Consider the following 24,576-nt stretch of genomic DNA (forward strand, 5'->3'; position numbering starts at 1 on the left):
TTTAAGAATGGTTCAAAGGTCTTAATACGCCAATAACAAAACTTACCAGTTTTAGTGACAAAAACTGGCAACCAATATTAGACAGCGCCTTATTTACTGTAAAAAGGGGCTATTACATGGCATTTAAGATCACTAACAATGACATATTTCGTCACAGCCATGTTGCACCGCAATATAAAGACAAAAAAGCCGGCTAAGAGCCGGCTTTTAAAGAAATGAAATTACTAGTTTATGTAATTGAATAAACTCAGATCTTGAACCTTAGCGAAACTTGCATAGGAGGCCTGAAGCGCCGTTTCCTGCAAGGCAAAACGACTAATCGCTTCGTTATAATCCAGATCTTCGAATGAAGACAAAGCCTCTTGAGTGAAGAGTTTATAGTCTTCGTTTACTAGGTCCTGTTGTTCTAGAGCATTTAATCGACCACCAATACTTGCTCGCGATGCAATATTTAATTCCTCAACCCCTGCGAGGTTATCGAGAATATGATCCATTCGTTGTGAAAACTGATCTTTGCCTTCTTCAGTCGAAAAATCAGCTGTCTCCAAAGCTTCTTTAAGATCTAAGGCTGTATTCAAAATATTATGCTGATCAAATACATCCAGTTCCGCTGTACCATCATTGTTAGCGTTGATCTCAATATCAACACCGCCGATTGTAACAGTAGAGGTACCCGGTGGAAGAGCATAAGTACCATCCATTAAAGCAGCGGGATCTTCCGGAGTAACAAATGCGCCATTTTTGTCGGTGATTTCAAGATTTCCTGCATTCACTGTAATACTTAAGGGGCCATTAGCCGCCATATAAGTACCGAAAGCTTCAGCATCACCTCCGAAAATATCAACCTCTCCAACTACTTGTACCGATTGGGTGACATTTTCAATTACATAGCCAGGGACTTTGGCTACTTTTTCAAAGATATCTAATCCAGAATCGGTAGACGCAACTTTATTCTCTGGACCTACTTGTAAAAAACGCTGCCCATCATCCCCGTTGAACACGTAACGCCCTGTTGTCTGATCTAAAGTGTATGGTTCGGTAAAACCTTTATTCCCGGCAAACAAAAATTCGCCTTGAACATCTTTAGTATTCATCAAACTATCGAGGGATTTAATAATTTCATCGACTTCAGACGCTATTACTCTACGATCAGTCTCGCTGAGCGTTTCATTCTTACCTTGAATGGTTAACTCGCGTAATCTTATGGACTGGTTATTTATCTGCTCGATTGTTATTTCTTCTAACTCTAATCGACGATCCGCTACTTCAATATTCCCAGAAAATTGCTCCGTACGGGCAATCTCTTTTTTAAACTTCTGAATTTGAGCTGATGCCAAAGGGTCATCCGACGGCTGTAGAACTCGCTTGCCTGTAGATAACTGCTGCTGTGTCTGAAATAGATCCGAGCTTGTTTTACTGAGGTTATCGATATTGCTAAGAAATACTTGTTGTGTAGAGATTCTCATCTGCTATCTCCTTAAACACTTTGTAGCAACGAATCAAAGATAGTTTGCGCAGCTCGTATAAGCTGTGCTGAAGCTTGATACGCCTGTTGATACTGAACCAACTTTGCAGCTTCTTCATCTAAATTCACACCCGCAATACTGGAGCGCTGTTGCTTATTAGAATCCAAAACAGCTTTACCTGCCTGAGCATTAACTTGTGCTACCGCAGCTTCCGTACCTACACGCTCAACTGTTTGGCCATATTTATCTTGAAATGATGCTCCCTCCACAGTTTTTGCAAACTGCAGATCCGATATCAATAAAGCATTTCGGTTATCCGAAACACCATCGGTATTTGCTCTAACCACGAAAGTATCGTTAATATCTGGCTGATTACTAATGGTTAGCTCAAAACCTGCCAACTGAATAGATTGACCAGAGACATACTGCCCTACCTGACGATCACCATCACCATCCGTTAGCACGTAATAAGCAGCATCTGTGGAACTATCATGTTGCACTGTAAATGATTCGCCAGAACCAGCCACAACACCCGTAATATCCAAAGTCACACCAAAAGTAGCTGTAAGATCTAACTGCGATCCAGTTAGTGCAACGCCTGTCTGAGTATTAGCTGGGGTAGCGGAATCAGTAATATCAAAATTACCCGCCCCATCTTCAGTAATAGTTAGTGGGAAAGTAATACCCGACATAACATCAAAATCCGAAACAGCTAGGCTTGAAGCAATTCCCGCATTGGCAGGAGATCCAACCACTTCCAAAGCAGATCTAAAACTCACATCTATCGGTGGAGTCATTTCACCCACAACCACAGATTGCGCGGCATAATCTTGATCAGTAATACTCACTGTTGCGACAGCTGTACCGGTATTACCCGCATCTTCAGAAGCTGCTAACGGCGCGGCTAAAGCTAACTGCCGAGCTTGGTTCAACACCGTATCGATTTCAGAAGCGGCATTTCGAGTCGGCCTAATTAAAAACTTATCACCTGTTGCAAAGCTACCCGCTGCATCCATGGTAACCGTAACACCATCTATACGTAGTGTTAGATCCCCGTTCGCGGCATCCAGATAAAACTCACCATCTTCATCGACTTCAGACGCGTTTGTTGGTGCTGGACCATTTGCATTCAAACTCGCTTGATTCCAACGCATCTCATCACTGCCACGAATCAACGTAAATTCCTGAGGACCACTAAAGATCAACTCATATTCAGTAGCCTGCACCTGACTTACATCACTTATGATCGCGCTACCTGTTGTCGAAGATAGATTATCTCTTTCTGCTAAAACACGGTTAGATGCAGCCGAGCCGGAATTGATGTCCGTGAACATCAAACCACCCGGATTGCCATCAAGATCCATACCTTTTTGATGCTGTTCATTCATAGTGTCAGCAAAAACTAACGCGATACGACCTAGCTCATCGAGCGTCTCGTTCAGGGTATTTTCGCGGTAATCCAACATCCCACCGATCTTACCCCCAGTCACCTGATTGGTAATATCACCAACACTGTTACCTATTTGGATACCTAGATTAAGCTGACTACTATCGGCAGGACTCGTAATGGTATACAGGGTATTTGCACTCTGACCTACGACTAGTGGTTCACCATTACCGATAAAAACACTTACCTCACCAGTATTGCCATCTTCAAGAGTGGTAAAACCTATATACTCTGATAGCTCTTCTAGTTTCGCATCGCGTTGATCCAAAAGCTCACTGGAAACGTTACCGGCCGCTTTTGCGATACGAATATCATCATTAAGCTGAGCTATATTCCCTGCAATAGTATTGATAGTTGCAACATTGCTCTCTAGACGGCCATTAATGGTGTCGTTTTGGCGACGGATATTAGCGTCTAGATCGTTAAAGCGCTGCACCAATGCTTCAGATTGAGCAATAAACAATTCGCGGTTTGGCAAACTAACTGGATCATCAACTGCCGTTTGTAAAGCGCCAAAATAGTCATCCATCGCTTTGGATATACTGGTCACATCAGATGCCATGAGGTTATCCAACTCATTGGCAAAGTCTTCAAACGCGTTATAACTGTTAAAAGTTGCGCTATCCGTCCAAATTTGACGGTTCAAAAAAGCATCTGCTACGCGATCGATATCATCAATTGTAACCCCGCCCTGACCTTCTCGAGCTTGAAAAACAGGTCGCTGGCGAGTGTAGCCCTCAGTATTAACGTTACTGATATTCTGACCGGTAACAGAAAGAGCAGTCTGATTTGCCTGCAAACTCTGAGTACCAAGTGTTAATAAACCAAAAGACATAATTGACTCCTTTTGAGGATCTTGTGCTACATCACTGAAGTGTCATTCAAGGAGAGCTGAGTAATAGGTTATCGGCTATTACTTAGCCCTCTTTAGTTGAGGAGCTTCGACTTGCTAGCAACTCACCATCAAAAATATTTCTAATCTTGTTGGCATATTCTGGATCGGTTGCATAACCGGCATCCTGTAACTGCCGAACATAATCATAAGGATCGCCCGCACTCTCCAGTGCCATTTTGTAACGTGGGCTATTTTTCAAAAATGAAACGTAATCTCTAAAGCTATCTTCATAGCTGTCATAACTGCGGAAAAACGCCTTTTCCCGTTGCGCAACACCATCACGGTATTCAAGCGTAGAAACTTGTGCGCTATCACCATCCCAGCGTCTATCCGCTTTGATATTGAAGAGGTTATTACTGTTACTGCCATCAGGGGAACGAACCATAAACTTGCCCCACCCTGTTTCCAGAGCGGCTTGAGCAAGCAATACACGAGGGTCCACACCTAACTCACCTGCAACCTTTTCAGCCAGAGGCATCAGTTTTTCTACAAATTGTTCAGGTGATTCAAAACGATCGGGGAGCACTTCATTAACTACTTTTGCAGCAGCATTTAGTTGTTGCTCAAACACCTCTTTAACCGTGTTTTTCTGCTCTTCGGTTAAAGTAATTCCTGGCGGATTTTCCTGACCTTCTGCTTTAGCCAACAATGCCGATGCTGCGATTGAAGCAGCCTGATCAAACGCCTGATCTAATTGGCGGCTTTCTAGATCTAGCGGTTTGATATCTGGACGGCTCTGACTATCCACTTTTCCGCCGAGTTGTCGTACCAAAACATCGGTTAAACCAATGCCTTTTGATGAACCAGATAACTCCATCGCGATCTGGTTATCAAACATGCTTTGATAAAGTTTTGTCTGGCTACTATTCATAAAGTTATCTTCGCCAAATGCCGCGTTGGCATCTCGCATCGATTTCAACAACATATTTACGAACAGTTGCTCGAACTGCTGAGCGGCTTGGCGCAGACCTTCATCACTATTGGTTTTCGCGTGAGCCTTCAGTTTTTGAAGTTCAGCCAAGTCTGAATAGAGTTGGGCATTACTGCCTGCACCTGTTTTAATCATTTAGATCACCACTAATTCGGCTTTAAGCGCACCAGCCTGCTTCAGCGCTTCTAAAATTGCCATCAAATCTCCTGGGGCTGCCCCCACTTGATTGACCGCCTCAACGATATCTTGCAAGTTTGCACCTGGCGCAAACTCAAACATATGACCCGAACCTTCATCCACCTCGATTCCAGTACGAGGGGTTACCACTGTCTGTCCGCCACCCAATGGATTAGGTTGATCTACATCTTGTGCTTCGGCAATAGCGACTGTTAGGCCACCATGTGTAATAGCCACTGGGGAAACCTGCACGTTCTGACCAATAATGATAGTGCCTGTACGCGAGTTAATAACGACCTTAGCGGAGTCTTTCGCAGGTTCAACATTTAGATTCTCTAAAACCGAAAGAAAAGACACGCGTTGGGATGGATCTCTTGGCGCTCGTACACGGATAGACGTTGCATCCATTGAAGCTGCCATATTAGGCCCCAATAGATGATTAATTTGCTCAGCCACACGGCGAGAAGTTGTAAAATCTGGACGATGTAAGTTTAGAACTAAACTATCACCTTGATTAAAACCACTTGGGACTGAACGCTCGACTGTCGCTCCATTTGGCACTCGTCCAACGCTCGGTACATTTAGTGATAATCGAGAACCATCGGCACCTTGCACCCCAAAACCAGAAACCACCAAGTTACCCTGAGCTATTGCGTAAACTTGCCCATCAGCACCTTTCAAAGGCGACATAAGCAAACTACCACCACGGAGGCTCTTAGCATCACCGATGGCTGACACTGTAATATCAATTGCCTGACCCGGTTTAGCAAACGCAGGCAGATCAGCATGGATAGCTACAGCCGCTACATTTTTCGACTTCGGATTGACCGACGAAGGAATTGCCACACCAAAGTTATTTAACATGTTACGAAAAGTTTGTGAGGTAAATGAGGTTTTATCACCAGTACCGTCTAAACCAACAACTAAACCATAACCAACAAGTTGGTTGGATCTCACACCTGAAATAGACACCATATCCTTAAGACGGCTTGGTGCGGCTTGTGCGTAAACACTAAAAAGAAGACTGCTGATTAGAACTAAAATTAATTTCATTACGTCCTCCTTAGAAAGGCATCAAAGCGCCGATAAAGAATCGAGACATCCAACCCATCACATTTGTATCGTGAACTGCTCCGGACCCACTGTACGCGATGCGCGCATCTGCTAGCTTAGTCGATACAACCGTATTGTCAGATCCAATATCCTGAGGTCTGACCATGCCACTAATACGAATATATTCATCACCTTGATTTAGAGTCAGCCATTTTTCACCTTTAACCAGCAAGACACCGTTAGGCATTACATCATGAACTGTGACGGTGATATTGCCGCTCAGGTTGTTACTCATATCTGACTTACCTTCACCATCAAATTCAGTAGTACTTGACGGCAAAGTAAAGCTAACTGGTTTGCCAAACGCTGTGACAGGTTCACCAAACGCTGTCGCTTGTTGCAATGAAGAAGAACCTGATTTATCAAGTTCGGTCTTAGCACTCTTTTGTGAACTCGTACTCTCTTCCAGCATAATGGTCAGAATGTCTCCAACACGATGAGCACGGCCATCACCATAAAGGTTGATACTTGTCGCTGAATTATAGATAGAGCCATTAACAGGCTTAGGCTGTGTCAGTGACTGAGGCATCACAGGTGCATATTCTGGATTATTTGGCTTAACTTGTTTCTGTACACAACCCGTTAACACAAAGCTGGTTGCAAGAATGCCTAATATTAATTTCTTCATTGCTTTCACCTAGCTATTTTAAAGCTGCTGGCTCACGAAGGAGAGCATCTCATCAGCTGTAGATATCACTTTGGAATTCATCTCGTAGGCACGCTGGGTCGTAATCATATCCACCAGCTCTTCTACCGAATTCACGTTAGAACCCTCAAGTGCTCCCTGAATAAGTACAGCAGTCCCATTTTCACCTGGGTTACTAATTACAGGCGCACCACTGGAACCTGTTTCAGCATACAAATTTTGTCCTAATGCCTGTAATCCCTGAGGGTTTACAAAGTCGGCTAGCTCTATTTGCCCTATCTGGGTTGGTTGAGGATTACCTGCGGTTACAACTTCAACAACCCCATCTGTACTGATCGAAAAGTTAACCACTTGCGCAGGAAGTGTGATTGCTGGCTCAATCGTATATCCTTCTGCGGATACCAACTCATTATCGGCATTAAGATGTAGCTGACCATTTCGGGTATACGCGATATCACCGTTTGGCAAATTAACTTGCAAAAAACCTCGACCATTAATCGCTACATCAAAGGCTTCATCAGTAATCTGAATATCACCTGTTTGAAAGATTTTTTGAGTTCCAACAGTTCGAACCCCCATACCAATCTGCAGCCCAGAAGGTAACTGCGCTTCTTCAGCAGATTGAGCACCTGGCTGGCGGCGGATTTGATACATCAAATCTTCAAATACTAAATTATCTTTTTTAAAGCCAACCGTTGAAACGTTCGCCAAGTTGTTGGATATCACCTTCAGGTTGGTGTCCTGAGCGGTCATACCGGTTTTTGCTACATTTAATGCACCGTGCATCTACTTATCCTCAGGTGATTCTTAAGATATTTTCAAAATTGAAGCCGCTGTCTCAGAGTTTTCTTCAGCGGTTTTCATCATTTTTATTTGCATCTCAAATTGACGGGACGTACTGATAATCCCAGTCAATTCACTCACAGCATTTACATTACTTGCTTCTAGAAAACCTGATCGGATACGAACATTAGCATCAGGCAACACAGCTGCCTGATTTCCGGTAATCATCAAACCATCTGGCCCTTTGAATAGGGTTTGAGGATCGGGGTTTACTAGCTTAATTTGGTCAGCAACCAATAATTCAGCAGCATTATCACCTAGCGGCTGAATTGTGATCGTTCCGTTGGTCGCAATTTCAATATTTTCAAAAGGCGGTAAAACGATAGGAATTCCACCATTGCCCATTACCGGCAAACCACTGCCTGTTACTAACTGGTTAGCGGCATTGATCTGCAGTGAACCGGCACGGGTAAACCCCTCTGTACCGTCAGCACCAATCACAGATATCCAACCATCACCTGCAACTGCTAAATCTAACTGACGACCCGTTTCAATTAATGTGCCACTAGTTATATCAGTAGCTGGACGCTCAGTTTGTGCATAGACACGGGAAGCATGCCCCTCGCCAAACACCTGCATTGCTCTAGCCTGCGCCAGATCTGACTTAAAGCCGGTAGTATTGGCATTCGCAAGGTTATTGGCATGAGTTTGCTGTGCGAGCATATTCTCTCTCGCGCCGCTCATTGCTAAATAAAGCACCTTATCCATCTGTTATATCCACTCTTGGCAGCTAGGCCGCATTTCATACAAGTAAAATACTAATAACAGAGATAAAGCAATCAACGTGCCAAAATCAAAAAGGCCGCTAATGCGGCCTTTTAAGAAGTAATAGATTTATTAGATCTGCAGGATGTTCTGGGTCACTGTATTAAGAGTTTCCAAAGTCTTCGAGTTCGCTTGGAAATTACGCTGCGCTTCGATCAAAGAAACCAATTCAGCTGAGAGGTCTACGTTGGATTGCTCCAACGCGGCCGACTGAAGTGTACCGTTCAAACCAGTTCCCGGCGGGTTAACAATCGCATCACCAGAGGTTAGCGTTGCTGTCCATTCAGTGTCACCAGCTGGCTGGAGACCCGACTGGTTTTCAAAGGTTGCTATGGCAACCACACCAAGATCTTGGTTCTGACCATTAGAGAAGCTAGCAACCATCTCACCGGTACTACTAAAAGTAACCCCTATCAGATCCCCTTTGGTGTAACCATCTTGCGCAGACGCTTTAACAATCGAAGCAGATGCGAACTGAGTGGTGTTAGTGATATCTAGCTCTATAACCGTTGTGGAATCCGCAGGGTCTGCGCCTTGGATAGTAATACTAGGAACAATAGCACCAGCAGAGAATTGATCACCATTAATACCGGTTAACAAACCATTTGACGGATTGAACTTAACGAGGATCGGACCTGGTTCAGTACCAGAACCTGCCTCACCCGGATCTAGCGCCTTACCGATATCCAATTGTTCCGTACCATTTAGGTACGCATACATACGGTAAACACCTTGGAAAGAGTTATCACCTTCTTTAACTACTGGCGGATCAAAAGGGGACGTACCTGTAGTCGCGGTAATCGTTAACGCTTGGCTAGATACGATATCACCTGCTTCCGCTTTATATGTAATGCGAATACTCTTGTTCACATTGTCATAGATTACAGATTCCACCGTCGGGTTTGCATCTAGAATCTTCGCTTCAGAAGCTGTAATAGCAGCTCCAATCTGATCATCAGTAGAACCTGCAGTCAAAGCTGGGATAGTGATGCCGCCAATTTCTAAGACAAGATCTGCTGCAATTGGTACGTTTGCCGCTGGGATATCGAAATCATAAGTTTCATTAGCAGTAATTTCCGCGGTTTCCGCAACTGCCACTGTACCACTAACCTGAACTAAATCAGGCTCTGGGAATTCAGATTTAAATCGAATAATAAAATCGCTGGAGTCAGTCGTTACCTCAACACTTTTTATGCGAGGGTCACCTGTCACAGGATCAGTAAGCGCATCAAAGAAGGTGCCTGAGGTTAAGCTTGTCCCAGCTGCAGCATCAATTTCTGCAATATGTGCAGCAGTGACCGTCACACCAGAGATCGTATCACCAGCAACCAATCCAGTAAGTTGCTGCTGTGCTTGATACGGCCGAGCCTCAGCCATATTAAACTTAACTGTGTGCTCATTACCCAAGCTATCAAACGTTCTTACAGTCGTACTGTAAGTGAACGAGCCTGGCTCATCTTTATCATAGTCAGGTAGCAATTCCGCCGCATCTTCACGAGAATCGATATTAAAAGACAGATCAATCTCTTCAGTCGCTTTTGGAGGGCTCTCTTTCTGGGTTACTGCTAAGTTACCAATTGGCAGACGATTACCTTCAGAGTCCAAACCATAACCCTGCAAGAAATTACCTGTCTTAGAAACAATAAAGCCATTTTTATCTAGCTCAAATGAACCTGCTCGGGTGTAAGTCGTACCGCCTTGACCATCATCCAACTGAAAGAAACCAGAACCATTAATCGCTAGGTCCAAGTTATTGTTAGTAAACTCAATAGTACCTGCCTGAAAGTCTTGCGCGATATCAGTTACAGTGACACCAGCCCCTGCCACGTTTGATGAACCTGCACCCACTACTGCTGTAGCGTAGATATCACCAAACTCAGTACGAGAAGATTTAAAACCTACTGTACTCGCGTTTGCAATGTTGTTACCTGTTACATCAAGGTCCGTAGTGGCCGCTTTCAGACCGGTTACCGCTGTATTAAAACCTGCCATCTTCTTATCCTCACACGCCGATCTGTTTCACATCGCTGATATCAAATGTGCCAGCTGTTGTGTTCACTTTCATACCAATACCATTTTCACCTAGAGTCACACTGTTAACTCTATAAGCCATACTGGTATCAACCGCTTGATATTCATTATCGTCGAGACGCTCCACCACGAATGTATAATCCCCTGGTGGGTGTTCAGGGTTACCCTCTTCGTCGAATTGCATCTGCCAAGCAAACTCATGCTCCCCTTGTCCAACTGCACCTAACTGCATATTGTCAACCAAGGTTCCACTTGAGTTATAAACTTTAATTCTTACGTCTGAAGCACTAGTAGACAGATTGAACGCACCTTTAGCGAATGGGTTCATCACCGTACCCACTTCAGCCGAATCACCAGGAATAAACACCGACTGACCAACCATAGACGAAGCCTGTAATGCCGCTTGACTAGACAGCATTGCTTGCGATGTTTCCGCAACAGTCTGGTTAAGATTATTGATACTCTCAACCTGCGACATTGTCGCAATCTGCTGCATAAAGTCAGTTGTATCAGCGGGGCTAGAAGGGTCTTGATTCTGCAGCTGAGCTATCATCAAACGCATAAACATATCGCTATCGTCTTGCGTCTGACTCTTCTGCGAGCTATTAGACTGATTCGCCCTATTTATCTGCTCAAAAACGTTTTGATTTACGCCATTAACATTACTCATGGCTTAAAACCTCGTTATTTAAAATTACTGCTGTCCAAGTCTGATAGTCTGCTGAAGCATTTGCTTGGCAGTATTCATAATCTCGGTATTAATCTGGAAAGAACGAGAAGCCGAAATCATATCCGCCATCTCTTCCACAACATTTACATTCGGGTAATACACAAACCCTTGTTCATCAGCCATTGGATGAGCAGGGTTATATTCTTGGCGAAGCTCAGCTTCACTTTCAACGATACCTAATACCTGTACACCCTGACCTGCTGCGATGCCAAACTCATTATCTGGCTCAGCCAAAGGGTCTACTTGTTGTACAGCAAATACAGGCTTTCTAGCTCTATAGGTCTCATCAAGGCTCGAACTAACACTCTCCGCATTCGCCATATTACTGGCCGTCGTATTCAAGCGGATGGTTTGCGCGTTCATAGCCGAACCAGCGATACCAAAAACATTACTCAATGACATGATTATTCACCCTTAATCGCTGATTTAAGACCTGTAAATTTCTTATTTAGGAAATGAAATGACGTCTGGTAATCCAATGCATTTTCAGTGTAGCGAGCCATCTCTTGCTGAACTTCGACAGTGTTACCATCTACAGATGCTTGGTTAGGTATACGAAACATCATATCTGCCGCTAGGTCAGGGTCTAGCAACTCAGTATTGTGTCCAGCAGAAGTAGCAACCTGCTTTACATTCATTTTAGTCGACGCATGCTCTAACGCTTCAGCGAACTCAATATCTCTTGCTTTAAAGTTAGGCGTATCAGCATTAGCGATATTGTTAGCTAAAACCTCTGCACGGCGAGCGCGATGCATTAGCGCGTCATCGTGAATCCCCAAAGCTGCGTCAAAACTAATTGCCATTTCATTGCCTCATTTAATATCAATCCTAATAAAGCAATCAGTATGCCAAACAAATAAAATCATTTATTTTCAACAGGTTGGCATTTTAAACATCAATTTAAAAGCCACCAACTTCCTCAAAACGGCAAACTAAAACCGCCTAATTGCCGCTGGCGGCAAGGGGAATTAACTCAACAAGAAAAGAGGCAATAAAAAAGCCGCTTACCTTGGGTAAGCGGCTTTTGCGTAAACGAATTGATCTATCTGACTAAATAGCTTGATAGATAATACCTGGGCGGCAATGAATCATTTTGTATTTATCAGATAGGCCGGAAAGGAATTCAGAGGCACCGAGTATCAGATAACCACCTGGTTTCAACACGCCATGCATCTTGGACAAGATCTCAGTTTTCTTTTCACTGGAGAAATAGATCAACACATTTCGGCAGAAAATTACATCAAATTTACCCATCGACGTGTATTGCCCAAGCAGATTGATACTCTGAAATCTTACTTTAGATTTTATATCCGGTTTTACTGCCCAACTACCATTAGGCGTCTCACGGAAATGCTGGGTAAGGCGTTCTTGGGACAAGCCTCTGCCTATCGCCAGCATTTCGTATTCACCTCGACGTGCTTGCTCTAGCACTTGGGTAGAAATATCGGTGGCGATAATCTCTTCAGAAGCTAACTTACCAGGATTTTTTTTCTTAAACTCATCCAGCGTCATGCTAATTGAATAAGGTTCTTGCCCTGTAGAACAGGCAGCTGACCAAATTCTAATTTTATTAGAGCCAACGCCCTGCCCAAGCATTTCAGGCACTATACGATCACGTAAGATATCGAAAGGGTGAACATCCCGAAACCATAAGGTTTCATTGGTGGTCATCGCATCAATAACTTGCTCTCGCAAACGCTTAGATGCAGGGCTTTGAAGCTTGCTAATCAGTTCTTTTAAGCCTGGACAGTTGTTTTCTTGAACAATCTTCCCCAAACGACTCTGCACAAGATATTGCTTGTGCTTTGCAAGCAATATCCCACTACTATCCTCAAGGAAGCGACTGAACAACTCAAAGTCAGCATCTGTGATCGTAAAATTTGATCTACCGGAAATACTCATGGAAAGAGTAATACCCCTACCTTGTGCCTTATTACTTTTCTACTTGCTGTATACGCTGTACAACAGCTGTTGCAAGATCATCCGGGTTAAATTTAGCAAGGAAGCCATCCGCCCCTACCTTTTTAACCATAGACACGTTAAAACCGCCCGACAAGGATGTATGTAAAACTACATGCATATTGCTCATGCGTTCGTCTTCACGAATCATAGAAGTTAACGTGTAACCATCCATTTCTGGCATCTCGATATCCGAAATAACCATCAAGAAGTTGGTGGTTACATCTGTTCCACGATCAGCCATATCACGCAACAAATCCCACGCCATTCGGCCGTTATTGCAAGAGGTAACCTTTATCCCCAAGTTTTCCAAACTCCGCTGCATCTGATTTCGAGCAACCGAAGAATCATCAACGATTAGAATTTGATAATCACGAGCCTTCTCACGCACCGAATCGTCAGCAACATCTTTACTAACCTCAGTAGCCATTGGGTAAAGGTCAGCAAGAATCTGTTCAACATCGAGAATTTCAATTAGTTTATTTTCATACTCAAAGATAGCGGTCAGGTAGTTCTCAACACCGATCTCTGTTGGCGGAGCCATTATTTGATCCCATTGAGTATTCAATATGCGGTCAACCTTGCGCACCAAAAAAGCCAATGTACGGCGGTTATACTCTGCCACAATCAAAAAGCAATCTTGCCTTTGCTCCTTTGGTACTGTCTGACGGCCAATAGCTTCCGACAAATCCAATACAGGAATCGTCTCACCACGAATATGCGCCATACCTTTAATTGCTGATGTTTGACGAGGTACCTCTGTTAGCTCAGGGCACTGCAAAACTTCACGCACTTTAAAAACGTTGATGCCGTATTGTTGATCTGTTTCCAAAGCAAACAATAACAACTCTAATCGGTTCTGCCCTACCATTTGGGTACGCAGGTTTACACTATCTAGGATACCTGACATGATCTAATAATCCCGTAGAGATTAAATCTATTCTGTTTGTACGCCGTTACATAAACATAATGTTAGTTACAACAACGTGAATAAGCATAATTTAACACGACTTTTCCTCCTAACCACTGTTCTTTTGGCCCCATTCGGCGCTTTAGCAGCCGATCAAACCGAAAAATTAGAGCAGGAGGCGCTGCTTTTTCTGCAAGAACACTACAAAAAAGCCAAGCCAGATGCGCGTACTGAGATCAAACTTAACCCGATTAGCCGAAAAATCAAACTAAAAAACTGCCAACAACCCCTAGAATTTCAATCACCTAAGGGAAATGGAAGCAGAATTACCTTTAGAGCCAAGTGCCCAAATCCAATGTGGCAGCTATTTGTTACTGCGCAAATCACACTCTATGGCACAGCTGTAATCAGTAGCACCAGCCTTCCAAGAAACACTCATCTTGGTTCTCAGCATATCCACAGAGCCGAAGTTGATATCACTAATCTACGCTCAGCCTATTTTCTCCGCACAGAAGAAATTATAGGTTGGACTACGAAAAGAAGTATTGCAGCCGGCACAATTTTTACTGCATCCATGCTAAAACCCCCTTTAGCTGTATCTCGAGGGAATGCCGTGATCATAGAAGCAAGACGTAGCGGCATATCAATCAGGGCAGCGGGAACGGCTCTAGAAGACGGTACTATTGGCCAACAAATCAAAGTTAAAAATGATCGTTCTGGCAATATTGTTAAAGCCATAGTTATTGAGCCTGGACTAGTTCGCACCCCATAACCTAAGGTAATCCGACATGGTGTCATCTACCTACAACTGCTATACTCGATTTTATTAAAGAAAAAAAATATTTTTCCTAAAGATTCCAAATTAGCCGCCGATAAGCTGGTTCAGATACAAGTTTGAGGACGGAATAATGATTAACGACATCACGGGCCTGTCATCGTCGCAGACGAATAGCACTCGTGCACGAGCAGGTGAAAGCAATGCAACCAAAACTGGTAGCAATGACGCTCCTGCACAGTCTCCGTCCAGTAAAGGTGATACAGTTAAACTCAGCAATGCAGCACAGACACTGCAGAATGTTGAAAAACAACTGGCCAATGCACCTGATGTGGACAGCGAGCGTGTCGAGCGACTAAAACAAGAAATTGAAAGTGGCAGCTATCAAATCAATGCTGAACGTGTAGCAGAGAAGATGCTGAACTTCGATAGCCTATTGTAAGCTTCGCTATGAACGAACAACAACATATAGAACTGGATACCCTGCTCAAGCAGGGTATTTTGCTTTTAGAATCACTTAATACGATTTACGACCGAGAGCTTGAAGCACTCAGCAGTAAAGACCTTGAGCAACTAAGTGACATCACCCAAGAAAAGATGGGTGTAATTAACAGCTTTCATAGCTTTACCCTTGAGCGTGTCGCTCTATTAAAGTCTTTTGGCCTTGAGATAGATTCAGAGGATTACTCAACTGCGGAAGACAATACCCCAGCAGCGCAGAAAACCAACGTATTTTATGCTGAAATCAAAAAGTACTTAAAAGAATTACAGCATAAGAATAAGCGCAATGAACAAGCGATCCACCGCAATCAGCAGAACGTTAATCAACTTCTTGCTATTGTTCGTGGACACAAGAAGCAAGATCAGCTGTATGGTAAAGCAGGAGCCTCCAAGTTATACAAAGCGCAGAGCAGCTTAGGCAAAGCTTAAACTGCTCCATCCCTTCTAGGCCTAGTGACTTGATTAGATAATCTCGCTAGAATCGCAAAAAATTCGATAAGTATGTCCCAGTAGCTCAGCTGGATAGAGCGGTCCCCTCCTAAGGGACAGGCCAGGGGTTCGAATCCTCTCTGGGACGCCATTTCCCAATGACTTAGAGTTTACCGCAATAAGTTACCCAAAGACCCTTTAGGCAATAATGCCACATCGTGATTTAGGTAGCGTTTCAACTGATGCTGCTTATCAAGCTCAATACCTTCTAAGCTAAAGCGCTCCGAAAGCTTAAGATATCGCTGAACCATTTTTATACGCTCATCGCGCTTCTCTTTGCTATCCCTAGCCGTTTCTAAGAAGAGCTGAGCTAGATTTAACAACGCGTTTACATTGCTGGAATCATATTCGGTCGCCAAACCAAAATATTTGAGCGCCTGAGGCATCTTTCCTGATAAATAGTGTTTCACGCCTAAGCGATTCACTTTAATACTCATATCAGGATCGTGTTTCTTACCTGGCACTTTCTTCTGTTTCGCAACAGGCTCTAATATAGGCACTGCATCACCCATAACACTCAGAAGCTCTCGATCAAGATCTAAAGGTGTAGCCAGTTCTGAATTTATACGCTGAGCATCTCTCGTCGCCTTATTCGCAGCATCTGTATCACCTACCTGGTGGTACATCTCACTTTTCAGAAGAGCTGCGCGAACTTGTAGTTGCTCATCTCTTGGAAACGCCTGGTAAGCCTGCGAAATGGTATTTTCAAATTCATTGAAAAGCTCTATCGCCATTCCGCCATCGGCATTCTTTGCTTCTAGGCGCTTTACATTTGCAAGACGAAGATAAGGATCAGGAGATTTATAACAGCTGCGCCGACCTAGGACGATAGACTTCTTATAAGCCCCACCCGCCATATCGAGTTGTTTCGTTTGCGTAGCTAAACGACCCAACTCCATCTGCCGAGGGATACCCATAGGAGATTTCTGAGTCGCTTCAGCAACAGCCTCTCTTGCTTGATCTAAGTCCCCTTCTTTTTCATGAGTTTCAGCAAGCAGATCATAGGCTGCGATCAATAACGGGTATTCTTGAATAAGCTCAAGCAGGAGGGATTTAGCTTCTTTAAATTGCTCCTGCTGCAACATAGCCTCTGCCCAAACAATACCTGCTTCTTTATCATGGCTTTTCCAATATTGCTTCTCAGCAACTTTGGCACATTCTTTCGGCCGCTGAAATTTAAGCAGCAAGCGAGCAAGGAGCAGCTGCGCTTCGTCATATTCCTGATCATAAGGTGCAAAGTTATGCTGACAGAAAGTGATAGCCGCAGGTAGATCCCCAATCTCTAGAGCATCATCAACAGGTTTAAAAACTGATTTTCGGTATAGGATATTATCTAGACGATGTTTGAGCTCATCCACCGAAAACGGCTTCATGATCATATCGTCGGGACGGCTGTCTATGGCATGCAGCACAACTTCTTGAGATGCATCACTGGTCATAAAGATCCAGCAAGCCGTAGGCTTGATGAAACCACGATAACGACACTCTTCCAGCAATTGGATACCCGTGACACTATCATTCACATTATGTCCTAACAGAATAACATCGTAGTTATTCTCAGAGATCTCATCCAAAACACGGTCGTTAATCGTTACCGCTTTAAGATTGGCAACCCCCATACTCCTCAGCATATAGAAGATAGTAGACCGCATGTTGCCACTGCTTTCTATCAGTAGAACTTGCTTATTCGAATAATCTACTTTCGCCACTCAACCGTCCATATACGCAAAAAGGATATTTGAAGTATAAAAGCCTATTCGATATGACAAAAGCATTTCCTGCAAACAAAAAAAAGCACCGGGTGTAGGGTGAACACTCGATGCCAAGACAGTTCTATGCTGTGACAACCATCCTATCCTGAGGGCATGCAAACACTAATGATCCAGATCAAGAAAAATCTAACTCTAAGGTGTAGGCTTGAGGTATTGAGACGATGTAATGAGATCCTGCTTTTTGGGTTTCAGGTAAACTAAACAAAACTTATAAAAAAGCGTACTTATGACTACTGCATTTATCACTCATGAAGATTGCGGCCTACACAACATGGGCCCAGAACACCCTGAAAGCCCAATTCGCCTAGTTGCTATCCAAAAGGTACTAGAAAAGACAGGCCTGATGCAGGATCTTGAACGAATCCAATCGGTACACGTATTACCTGAACAAGTGCAACTTGCCCACGCTCACCTCCACCAGAAGCGTTTGGAGATGAAGCTACCAGAACAAGGCGTTGTGTATACCGACGAAGATACAGCTCTTTGTCCTCACTCCTTACATGCAGCTAGCTTAGCCGCAGGCTCTGCCGTTATGGCAGTAAACAGAGTAGTTAGCGGCAAATCTAAAAACGCTTTTTGTGCTACGCGCCCACCTGGCCATCATGCTGAGCATAACAATGCGATGGGATTTTGCTTCTATAACAATGCAGCCATTGCAGCAATGCATGCTTTACAGCAGCCAGGTATAGAACGCGTTGCTATCTTTGATTTCGATGTTCACCAAGGTAACGGCACCGTAGATATCTTTAAAGACAGACCAGAAGTGCTTGTTTGCTCAACATTCCAGCATCCTTTCTATCCAGAGCGTTACTGTGATTTTGTTCGTGACCACATCATTAACTGCCCAATGGACGCTCATAGTGACGGCATCGTATTCCGTAAGCTTGTTGAATCTCGCTGGTTACCTGCGATCCAAGCTCATAAGCCAGATATGATCATTATCTCTGCAGGCTTTGACGCTCATCATGAAGACCCTATGGCAGATATTAAGCTCAATGAGGAAGACTATCGCTGGGTAACTCAGCTACTGTTAGACGCTGCTCGCACTTACAGCCAAAACCGTGTTGTTTCGGTTCTAGAAGGCGGTTATAACCCTGTATCTTTGGCATTCAGCGTACAAGCTCATTTAGAAGTATTCGCCGGACATTAGGCTAGAGGCTATACAGAATCGCACCCTCCTAACAGAAACAAAAAAGGCTGCCAATGGCAGCCTTTTTTAGTTCTACAAGCTAATAATTAGCTTACGAACTTGATCATTACGCCTGCTGCAATCGCTGAACCGATTACACCAGCAACGTTTGGACCCATCGCATGCATCAACAGGAAGTTTTGAGAGTTGTACTCAAGACCGATCTTGTTAGATACACGTGCAGCCATAGGTACCGCAGATACACCCGCGGAACCGATTAGCGGGTTGATCGCATTGCCACCCATCATCTTGTTCATAATCTTAGCCATGATCACACCAGCCGCTGTACCGATACAGAATGCAACGATACCTAGCGCCATGATGCCAAGCGTTTCAAGATCCAGGAACTTATCAGCAGAAAGTTTAGAACCTACAGATAGACCCAAGAAGATTGTAACGATGTTGATCAGAGCATTCTGAGCAGTATCGCTTAGACGATCTACTACACCACACTCACGCATCAAGTTACCGAAACAGAACATACCCAATAGAGGTGCTGCATCTGGAAGCAATAGCGCTACTAGGATCAATAGTACGATTGGGAATAGGATCTTCTCAAGCTTAGTTACGTGACGTAACTGGCTCATCTGGATCTTACGCTCAGCGTCTGTAGTCAACGCACGCATAATTGGTGGCTGAATCAGAGGTACAAGCGCCATGTAAGAGTATGCAGCAACCGCAATTGCACCCAATAGGTGTGGAGCTAGCAAACTAGTTACGTAGATCGCAGTTGGACCATCAGCACCACCGATGATACCGATTGCTGCTGCTTCTTGGATGTTGAAGTCCATGATGCCCATAGAAGACATTGCAACCGCACCCAGTACAGTTGCGAAGATGCCGAACTGAGCTGCCGCACCCAAGAACAGGGTACGTGGGTTAGCCAACAACGGACCAAAGTCTGTCATTGCACCAACACCCATGAAGATCAACAACGGAGCAGCTGTAGAGCCAATTGCTACACTGTAGAAGTTGTACAGCATGCCATTCGCATAACCACCATCTTTAGCTACATTGATTGCATCTTGAATCTGAGCAGCTGAAGCAGTGTTGTGGTAGGCATTCAGAATCTCTTTTGGATCAGTGCTAGTGATGTTTAGCGCAGATGCCAAACCATTCATCACCTCCGGAACAGCAAAGTGCACAGCATTTTCTACAGCTGTATACGCTAAGCCCGCTTCCGGAATGTTCGCCATGATGCCACCGAAACCGATTGGCACAAGCAGTAGCGGTTCGAAATTCTTTTTGATGGCCAAGAACAGAAGCAAAAGGCCAACCAAAATCATTACGATCTGACCACCACTGATGTTATAAGCACCAGAGGCAAGAAACAGTTCGATTAGCTTATCCATCAAACAATACCTTACGCTAGAGTCAATAGAGTGTCGCCAACCTGTACAGCGTCACCTTCATTAACTTCTACAGTAGAAACAGTACCAGCGCGTGCAGCACGTACTTCTGTTTCCATCTTCATCGCTTCAAGAATTACTAGAACATCACCTTCTTGAACAGCCTGACCTGGAGCAACCTGTACTTTCCAGATGTTACCCGCCAATGGAGCAGGAACGTCTTCACCAGCACCTGCAGGAGCAGTAGCTGGAGCCGCGGCAGCAGCAGGAGCTACAGCAGAGATGTCACCGCCTTCAGTTACTTGTACAACGTAGTTTTGGCCGTTAACAGAGATAGTGTAAGTCTGTGGACCAGTGTTTTTAGGTGCAGCCATTGCTAATGCGTCCTCTAATGTAGGTGCAGGTTCAAATGCATCAGGGTTGTTACGGTTTTCAAGGAATTTCAAGCCAACCTGAGGGAATAGAGCGTAAGTTAGAACGTCATCAATTTCGTTCTCGCCTTCTGTTAGCTCAATACCTTTCTCAGCAGCAAGGTCTTTCAGCTCGCCTACCAACTTGTCCATTTCTGGCTCAAGCAGATCAGCAGGACGACAAGTGATTGCTTCACCACCATCCAATACACGAGCCTGAAGGTCAGCATTGTAAGGAGCAGGAGCTGCACCGTACTCACCTTTCAGAATACCCTGAACTTCTTTAGAGATAGTTTTGTAACGCTCGCCCATTAGGACGTTGATTACAGCCTGAGTACCAACGATCTGAGAAGTTGGCGTTACTAGTGGGATCAGACCTAGGTCTTCACGTACACGTGGGATCTCAGCTAGTACTTCATCGAACTTATCTGCAGCACCCTGTTCTTTCAGCTGGTTTTCCATGTTAGTCAACATGCCACCAGGTACCTGAGCAACTAGGATACGAGAGTCTGTACCACGTAGAGAGCCTTCAAATTTAGCGTACTTCTTACGTACTTCACGGAAGTAGCCAGCAATCTCTTCTAGAAGATTGATATCTAGACCTGTGTCACGATCAGTACCCGCCAATGCAGCTACTACAGATTCAGTAGACGTATGGCCGTATGTCATAGACATAGAAGAGATAGCAGTATCAACACGGTCGATACCCGCTTCAACAGACTTAAGGATTGTCATATCAGACAGACCTGAAGTCGCGTGAGCGTGCAATTGAACTTCTAGATCAGTCTGAGCTTTCAGACGAGAAACTAGGTCAAATGCATCGTATGGCGTCAGGATACCGGACATATCCTTGATGTTGATGGAATCAGCGCCCATATCTTCAAGAGTTTTTGCATATGCAACCCAGTTATCGATCGTGTGAACTGGACTCTTAGTGTAAGAGATAGTGCCTTGAGCGTGCTTGCCTGTTGCCTTAACTGCTTTGATTGCAGTTTCAAGGTTACGTGGATCGTTCATCGCATCAAAGATACGGAATACGTCTACGCCGTTAACAGCAGCACGTTCACAGAATTTGTTTACAACATCATCAGCGTAGTGACGGTAACCTAGTAGGTTTTGTCCACGCAGGAGCATCTGATGTTTTGTGTTTGGCATTGCTTTTTTAAGCAAGCGGATACGCTCCCACGGATCTTCTCCGATAAAGCGAATACATGAGTCAAATGTTGCGCCGCCCCAGCTTTCTAGGGACCAAAAGCCTACTTTATCTAGCTTTTCCGCGATCGGCAGCATGTCTTCAACTCGCATACGCGTAGCGAATAGCGACTGGTGTGCGTCACGCAGAACTACGTCGGTAATGCCAAGTGGTTTCTTTGCGTCGGTCATGGGTAATGGCCTTCTGTCGATTAATGCAGATTTATTCGTTATTGAGCCGTTCTTATTTACGAACGGTGTTTGTGAACCGCAGCTGTCATGACAGCAATTAACTCATCATTGTTATTTCCAGCTGGCGCTGGTGCAGTCTTTTTTGCTTTTGGCTGCGCTGGTGCTTCAGGGAAAAACTTGCCTACCACTTTGGACATTCCTGAAGTAGCGAATACCAACAAAGTAAGAAAGACAACAACGAAGCCCATACCAAAGACCATTAATTCAAGGCCTTCTGATAGCAGATTTTCCATTTTAATGGATGCTCCTGTACTTATCGAAACCCATACGTCAGATATGGCTTTTGGCCACCTAATTATTAGGCTTTCACTGACGGATGTACTGGTTGCAAATGGACCATAATTAAACCCGAAAAGTCTACTTCAGGCAATAATTAGAGGGGATTTTTCGGTCAAAGGGAGGATATGGATCAAAATTTGCTTACAACCTTTGATCCATATTCAGTGAAATATGGTGTTATTCACTCTTTCCAGGGCGATAAACTTTTACATTACTAAAGCCACGTTCCTGCATTTGATGCGCATGCATTTGGCTCATAACACCCTTTTCACAATAAAGAAGATACTCCTTACCTTCTTCAAATTCGTCAGCAGCGGCACCTAAAGCAAAAAACGGAATTAATTGAATTTCACAGCCAGGAATATTTAGCGGTTTCTTTTCTTGTTCATGCGGCGCACGGATATCTACAACGACCTGGTTATCAGCAACCTTGGTTAACGCCTCAACCTCAGCATGAACATTTACATCTTCCTCAATTTCATCGATGCTGATCACCTGACGACGCTCAAGCGCTCGCTCAAGCACTTCAAAGTCAAAATCGGACTCTTCCTCTTCTACGCGATCTTTCTTAGCACAGGTCGTTGGTCTATCAGAGATTACACCGCAGTATTCAGGCATATTTTTAGCGAAGTCATATGCGCCGATTTCACGTGTAATATCGATAATATCTTGCTTATCCATTGTCACTAATGGTCGCACCACTAGTTTTTCAGTTGCCGCATCAATGATGGACAGATTAGGCAATGTTTGACTAGATACTTGGGCAATACTTTCACCAGTCACCAAAGCGTCTATTTTCATTTTATCGGCGATCTGCTCACCGGCGCGCATCATCATGCGCTTCAATACAACGCCCATATAGGAGTGATGTACTGATTGTAAAATTTCACCAATCACTTCATCAAAAGGGATCGTAATGAACTTCACTCGTGCAGAAGAGCCATATTTCTGCCATAAATACAGAGACACCTGCTTCACACCAATTTCGTGTGCATGACCACCCAGGTTAAAGAAAACAAAATGAGTTTTACAGCCACGGCGCATTGACATGTAACTTGCGACAATGGAGTCGAATCCACCAGAAATAAGCGAAAGCGTGGAATCTTGCGTACCTAGAGGGAAACCACCTAAACCTTTATAGGTATTAGTTACTACATAGAGACTGTCATTACGGATCTCTAGATCAACATAAACATCAGGCTTATGCACATTCACGCCTGCGGTATCAGCGTGCTGATTTAAACCACCACCCACATAACGCTCAACATCAATAGAACGGAAGTCATGCTTACCAGAGCGTTTAACACGCACTTTAAAGGTTTTACCTTTCAATTGCTCTGCATAGATCGCATGCGCTTTCTCGTAAACATCATGAAAATCGCCGAGCGGGTACTCAGTCACTTCGATGAAACTATGAATCCCTGGCGTACGACCTAAAAGATCTACCACCTGTTCGATGATCTCTGCACTTGCACCAGCGCACTCTACATCCAGCTTGTCCCACTGACCTTTTACTTTGATCTGCTCATCAATACGGCGCGTCATATTCTGCAAATTGCTTTGCAAACGCTGAATTAGACGCTTACGTACAGGGCGACTTTTAATGGTAATTTCTGGAAACAAACGAATAGAGAACTTCATAGCAACGAGCTCAAAAAATAATTAGGACGGATATTATAAAGTGTAGGAAGGTAGAGTTACAGATGGCGCGCCCGAGAGGATTCGAACCTCTGACCGCCTGGTTCGTAGCCAGGTACTCTATCCAGCTGAGCTACGGGCGCATATCTGAAATTTTCTTTGGAGTGGCGCGCCCGAGAGGATTCGAACCTCTGACCGCCTGGTTCGTAGCCAGGTACTCTATCCAGCTGAGCTACGGGCGCATCCAAGAAAATAAACCGTTGTTTTTTTGAGTGGCGCGCCCGAGAGGATTCGAACCTCTGACCGCCTGGTTCGTAGCCAGGTACTCTATCCAGCTGAGCTACGGGCGCACATCAAAATGGCGGTGAGCGAGGGATTCGAACCCTCGATAGGATTTCTCCTATACGCCCTTAGCAGGGGCGCGCCTTCAGCCACTCGGCCAGCTCACCTAAACAACGGCGCGTACTATAACCAAGTGATTATCAAAAGAAAAGCAAAGTTTTAAAAAAATTACGCTTTATTTCCTTCTTCGGCCTTTTCACGCTGAATGCGCTGATAGATCTCTTCTCGATGCACGGATACATCTTTAGGTGCATTAACACCAATACGTACCTGATTGCCTTTAACACCAAGCACAGTAACAGTGACATCGTCACCAACCATAAGAGTTTCGCCAACACGGCGAGTAAGAATTAACATGTGTAGAATCTCCTTAGTACTTCCCAGGCCAATCTACCTAAACGGTAGACCACATACTGGCATTCATCCAAATCCCTGCCAGAACGCTGCCTATACAACAACAGCTAACCTAACTATAG

23 protein-coding genes and 5 tRNA genes are annotated in these 24,576 nt (G+C 44.3%); 5 read left to right on the forward strand and 23 right to left on the reverse strand.

All coding sequences use genetic code 11. The annotated features are described in order from the left end of the window. Window positions 1-224: 224 nt before the first annotated feature. The 13 genes from flgL to ACMXYN_RS14920 form a co-directional block, all read right to left on the reverse strand. Window positions 225-1,466 (reverse strand): flagellar hook-associated protein FlgL, encoded by a 1,242-nt coding sequence (flgL, locus tag ACMXYN_RS14860; RefSeq protein WP_415892509.1) that lies wholly within the window; start codon window positions 1,464-1,466, stop codon window positions 225-227. 11 nt (window positions 1,467-1,477) lie between these two features. After that, entirely contained in the window at window positions 1,478-3,748 is a 2,271-nt protein-coding gene (gene flgK / locus ACMXYN_RS14865; protein WP_415892510.1) for a flagellar hook-associated protein FlgK, read from the reverse strand. Between the two features lie 82 nt (window positions 3,749-3,830). Further along, a complete protein-coding gene (gene flgJ / locus ACMXYN_RS14870) occupies window positions 3,831-4,874 on the reverse strand; it encodes a flagellar assembly peptidoglycan hydrolase FlgJ (protein WP_415892511.1) in 1,044 nt (347 codons plus the stop codon). Beyond that, the gene (locus ACMXYN_RS14875; RefSeq protein ID WP_415892512.1) at window positions 4,875-5,969 is read right to left on the reverse strand and encodes a flagellar basal body P-ring protein FlgI; all 1,095 of its coding nucleotides are present in this window, start codon (window positions 5,967-5,969) and stop codon (window positions 4,875-4,877) included. 10 nt (window positions 5,970-5,979) lie between these two features. Then, the gene (flgH, locus tag ACMXYN_RS14880; RefSeq protein WP_415892513.1) at window positions 5,980-6,657 is read right to left on the reverse strand and encodes a flagellar basal body L-ring protein FlgH; all 678 of its coding nucleotides are present in this window, start codon (window positions 6,655-6,657) and stop codon (window positions 5,980-5,982) included. A gap of 18 nt (window positions 6,658-6,675) precedes the next feature. After that, window positions 6,676-7,461: a flagellar basal-body rod protein FlgG gene (gene flgG / locus ACMXYN_RS14885; RefSeq protein WP_415892514.1), complete on the reverse strand. Its 786-nt coding sequence runs from the start codon at window positions 7,459-7,461 to the stop codon at window positions 6,676-6,678. 21 nt (window positions 7,462-7,482) lie between these two features. Beyond that, complete coding sequence (locus ACMXYN_RS14890; protein WP_415892515.1) at window positions 7,483-8,226, reverse strand: flagellar basal body rod protein FlgF; 744 nt, start codon at window positions 8,224-8,226, stop codon at window positions 7,483-7,485. 129 nt (window positions 8,227-8,355) lie between these two features. Further along, on the reverse strand, window positions 8,356-10,275 hold the full coding sequence (locus ACMXYN_RS14895) for a flagellar hook protein FlgE (RefSeq protein WP_415892516.1): 1,920 nt from the start codon (window positions 10,273-10,275) through the stop codon (window positions 8,356-8,358). Between the two features lie 10 nt (window positions 10,276-10,285). Continuing rightward, window positions 10,286-10,984 (reverse strand): flagellar hook assembly protein FlgD, encoded by a 699-nt coding sequence (locus ACMXYN_RS14900; protein WP_415892517.1) that lies wholly within the window; start codon window positions 10,982-10,984, stop codon window positions 10,286-10,288. A 24-nt stretch (window positions 10,985-11,008) separates the two neighbouring features. Beyond that, window positions 11,009-11,446 carry a flagellar basal body rod protein FlgC gene (gene flgC / locus ACMXYN_RS14905; protein WP_415892518.1) on the reverse strand — a complete coding sequence of 146 codons (438 nt, stop codon included), beginning with the start codon at window positions 11,444-11,446 and terminating at the stop codon, window positions 11,009-11,011. A gap of 2 nt (window positions 11,447-11,448) precedes the next feature. Continuing rightward, window positions 11,449-11,847: a flagellar basal body rod protein FlgB gene (flgB, locus tag ACMXYN_RS14910; protein WP_415892519.1), complete on the reverse strand. Its 399-nt coding sequence runs from the start codon at window positions 11,845-11,847 to the stop codon at window positions 11,449-11,451. Window positions 11,848-12,094: 247 nt separating this feature from the next. Then, window positions 12,095-12,946 carry a CheR family methyltransferase gene (locus ACMXYN_RS14915; protein ID WP_415892520.1) on the reverse strand — a complete coding sequence of 284 codons (852 nt, stop codon included), beginning with the start codon at window positions 12,944-12,946 and terminating at the stop codon, window positions 12,095-12,097. A 31-nt stretch (window positions 12,947-12,977) separates the two neighbouring features. After that, window positions 12,978-13,913, reverse strand: coding sequence for a chemotaxis protein CheV (locus ACMXYN_RS14920; RefSeq protein ID WP_415892521.1), 936 nt, complete (start codon window positions 13,911-13,913; stop codon window positions 12,978-12,980). A 76-nt stretch (window positions 13,914-13,989) separates the two neighbouring features. On the opposite strand from ACMXYN_RS14920, the gene flgA reads away from it, so the two are divergent. The 4 genes from flgA to ACMXYN_RS14940 all read left to right on the forward strand — a co-directional run bounded on the left by flgA (window position 13,990) and on the right by ACMXYN_RS14940 (window position 15,769). Next, on the forward strand, window positions 13,990-14,685 hold the full coding sequence (gene flgA, locus ACMXYN_RS14925; RefSeq protein ID WP_415892522.1) for a flagellar basal body P-ring formation chaperone FlgA: 696 nt from the start codon (window positions 13,990-13,992) through the stop codon (window positions 14,683-14,685). Between the two features lie 136 nt (window positions 14,686-14,821). Beyond that, a complete protein-coding gene (flgM, locus tag ACMXYN_RS14930) occupies window positions 14,822-15,130 on the forward strand; it encodes a flagellar biosynthesis anti-sigma factor FlgM (RefSeq protein ID WP_415892523.1) in 309 nt (102 codons plus the stop codon). Window positions 15,131-15,138: 8 nt separating this feature from the next. Continuing rightward, window positions 15,139-15,618 carry a flagella synthesis protein FlgN gene (locus ACMXYN_RS14935; protein ID WP_415892524.1) on the forward strand — a complete coding sequence of 160 codons (480 nt, stop codon included), beginning with the start codon at window positions 15,139-15,141 and terminating at the stop codon, window positions 15,616-15,618. A 74-nt stretch (window positions 15,619-15,692) separates the two neighbouring features. Then, window positions 15,693-15,769: transfer RNA gene (locus ACMXYN_RS14940), tRNA-Arg, on the forward strand. A 19-nt stretch (window positions 15,770-15,788) separates the two neighbouring features. On the opposite strand, the gene ACMXYN_RS14945 is transcribed toward ACMXYN_RS14940, so the two are convergent. Continuing rightward, complete coding sequence (locus tag ACMXYN_RS14945; protein WP_415892525.1) at window positions 15,789-17,387, reverse strand: response regulator; 1,599 nt, start codon at window positions 17,385-17,387, stop codon at window positions 15,789-15,791. A gap of 289 nt (window positions 17,388-17,676) precedes the next feature. Between ACMXYN_RS14945 and ACMXYN_RS14950 the strand changes: the two genes are divergently transcribed. Continuing rightward, a complete protein-coding gene (locus tag ACMXYN_RS14950; RefSeq protein ID WP_415892526.1) occupies window positions 17,677-18,600 on the forward strand; it encodes a histone deacetylase family protein in 924 nt (307 codons plus the stop codon). An 86-nt stretch (window positions 18,601-18,686) separates the two neighbouring features. Here the strand turns inward: ACMXYN_RS14950 and ACMXYN_RS14955 are convergent, their stop codons facing one another. From ACMXYN_RS14955 to csrA, 9 genes are all read right to left on the reverse strand, one after another. Continuing rightward, window positions 18,687-19,991, reverse strand: a complete 1,305-nt coding sequence (locus ACMXYN_RS14955) for a sodium ion-translocating decarboxylase subunit beta (protein WP_415892527.1) — start codon at window positions 19,989-19,991, stop codon at window positions 18,687-18,689. A gap of 11 nt (window positions 19,992-20,002) precedes the next feature. Then, on the reverse strand, window positions 20,003-21,781 hold the full coding sequence (gene oadA / locus ACMXYN_RS14960) for a sodium-extruding oxaloacetate decarboxylase subunit alpha (RefSeq protein WP_415892528.1): 1,779 nt from the start codon (window positions 21,779-21,781) through the stop codon (window positions 20,003-20,005). Between the two features lie 56 nt (window positions 21,782-21,837). After that, window positions 21,838-22,074, reverse strand: a complete 237-nt coding sequence (locus tag ACMXYN_RS14965) for an OadG family protein (RefSeq protein ID WP_415882415.1) — start codon at window positions 22,072-22,074, stop codon at window positions 21,838-21,840. A gap of 223 nt (window positions 22,075-22,297) precedes the next feature. Next, window positions 22,298-23,761 (reverse strand): tRNA uracil 4-sulfurtransferase ThiI, encoded by a 1,464-nt coding sequence (thiI, locus tag ACMXYN_RS14970; RefSeq protein WP_415892529.1) that lies wholly within the window; start codon window positions 23,759-23,761, stop codon window positions 22,298-22,300. Between the two features lie 63 nt (window positions 23,762-23,824). Further along, window positions 23,825-23,901: transfer RNA gene (locus ACMXYN_RS14975), tRNA-Arg, on the reverse strand. A gap of 22 nt (window positions 23,902-23,923) precedes the next feature. Then, window positions 23,924-24,000, reverse strand: a tRNA-Arg gene (locus ACMXYN_RS14980). 31 nt (window positions 24,001-24,031) lie between these two features. Next, window positions 24,032-24,108: transfer RNA gene (locus ACMXYN_RS14985), tRNA-Arg, on the reverse strand. Window positions 24,109-24,117: 9 nt separating this feature from the next. Further along, a tRNA-Ser gene (locus ACMXYN_RS14990) sits at window positions 24,118-24,207 on the reverse strand. 61 nt (window positions 24,208-24,268) lie between these two features. Next, a complete protein-coding gene (gene csrA, locus ACMXYN_RS14995) occupies window positions 24,269-24,457 on the reverse strand; it encodes a carbon storage regulator CsrA (protein ID WP_415882418.1) in 189 nt (62 codons plus the stop codon). Window positions 24,458-24,576 lie beyond the last annotated feature (119 nt).

Source organism: Neptuniibacter sp. PT8_73 (genome assembly GCF_047778045.1).
In the GTDB taxonomy this organism is placed as follows: domain Bacteria; phylum Pseudomonadota; class Gammaproteobacteria; order Pseudomonadales; family Balneatricaceae; genus Neptuniibacter.

Coding starts and splice junctions, on each gene's coding strand:
- ACMXYN_RS14920 (WP_415892521.1), bottom strand. CDS start 13,913: ATGTCAGGTATCCTAGATAGTGTAAACCTGCGTACCCAAATGGTAGGG.
- csrA (WP_415882418.1), bottom strand. CDS start 24,457: ATGTTAATTCTTACTCGCCGTGTTGGCGAAACTCTTATGGTTGGTGAC.
- oadA (WP_415892528.1), bottom strand. CDS start 21,781: ATGACCGACGCAAAGAAACCACTTGGCATTACCGACGTAGTTCTGCGT.
- flgC (WP_415892518.1), bottom strand. CDS start 11,446: ATGTCATTGAGTAATGTTTTTGGTATCGCTGGTTCGGCTATGAACGCG.
- flgM (WP_415892523.1), top strand. CDS start 14,822: ATGATTAACGACATCACGGGCCTGTCATCGTCGCAGACGAATAGCACT.
- flgK (WP_415892510.1), bottom strand. CDS start 3,748: ATGTCTTTTGGTTTATTAACACTTGGTACTCAGAGTTTGCAGGCAAAT.
- ACMXYN_RS14950 (WP_415892526.1), top strand. CDS start 17,677: ATGACTACTGCATTTATCACTCATGAAGATTGCGGCCTACACAACATG.
- ACMXYN_RS14955 (WP_415892527.1), bottom strand. CDS start 19,991: ATGGATAAGCTAATCGAACTGTTTCTTGCCTCTGGTGCTTATAACATC.
- ACMXYN_RS14895 (WP_415892516.1), bottom strand. CDS start 10,275: ATGGCAGGTTTTAATACAGCGGTAACCGGTCTGAAAGCGGCCACTACG.
- thiI (WP_415892529.1), bottom strand. CDS start 23,761: ATGAAGTTCTCTATTCGTTTGTTTCCAGAAATTACCATTAAAAGTCGC.
- ACMXYN_RS14875 (WP_415892512.1), bottom strand. CDS start 5,969: ATGAAATTAATTTTAGTTCTAATCAGCAGTCTTCTTTTTAGTGTTTAC.
- ACMXYN_RS14935 (WP_415892524.1), top strand. CDS start 15,139: ATGAACGAACAACAACATATAGAACTGGATACCCTGCTCAAGCAGGGT.
- flgL (WP_415892509.1), bottom strand. CDS start 1,466: ATGAGAATCTCTACACAACAAGTATTTCTTAGCAATATCGATAACCTC.
- flgJ (WP_415892511.1), bottom strand. CDS start 4,874: ATGATTAAAACAGGTGCAGGCAGTAATGCCCAACTCTATTCAGACTTG.
- ACMXYN_RS14900 (WP_415892517.1), bottom strand. CDS start 10,984: ATGAGTAATGTTAATGGCGTAAATCAAAACGTTTTTGAGCAGATAAAT.
- ACMXYN_RS14965 (WP_415882415.1), bottom strand. CDS start 22,074: ATGGAAAATCTGCTATCAGAAGGCCTTGAATTAATGGTCTTTGGTATG.
- ACMXYN_RS14890 (WP_415892515.1), bottom strand. CDS start 8,226: ATGGATAAGGTGCTTTATTTAGCAATGAGCGGCGCGAGAGAGAATATG.
- flgG (WP_415892514.1), bottom strand. CDS start 7,461: ATGCACGGTGCATTAAATGTAGCAAAAACCGGTATGACCGCTCAGGAC.
- ACMXYN_RS14915 (WP_415892520.1), bottom strand. CDS start 12,946: ATGAGTATTTCCGGTAGATCAAATTTTACGATCACAGATGCTGACTTT.
- flgH (WP_415892513.1), bottom strand. CDS start 6,657: ATGAAGAAATTAATATTAGGCATTCTTGCAACCAGCTTTGTGTTAACG.
- flgB (WP_415892519.1), bottom strand. CDS start 11,847: ATGGCAATTAGTTTTGACGCAGCTTTGGGGATTCACGATGACGCGCTA.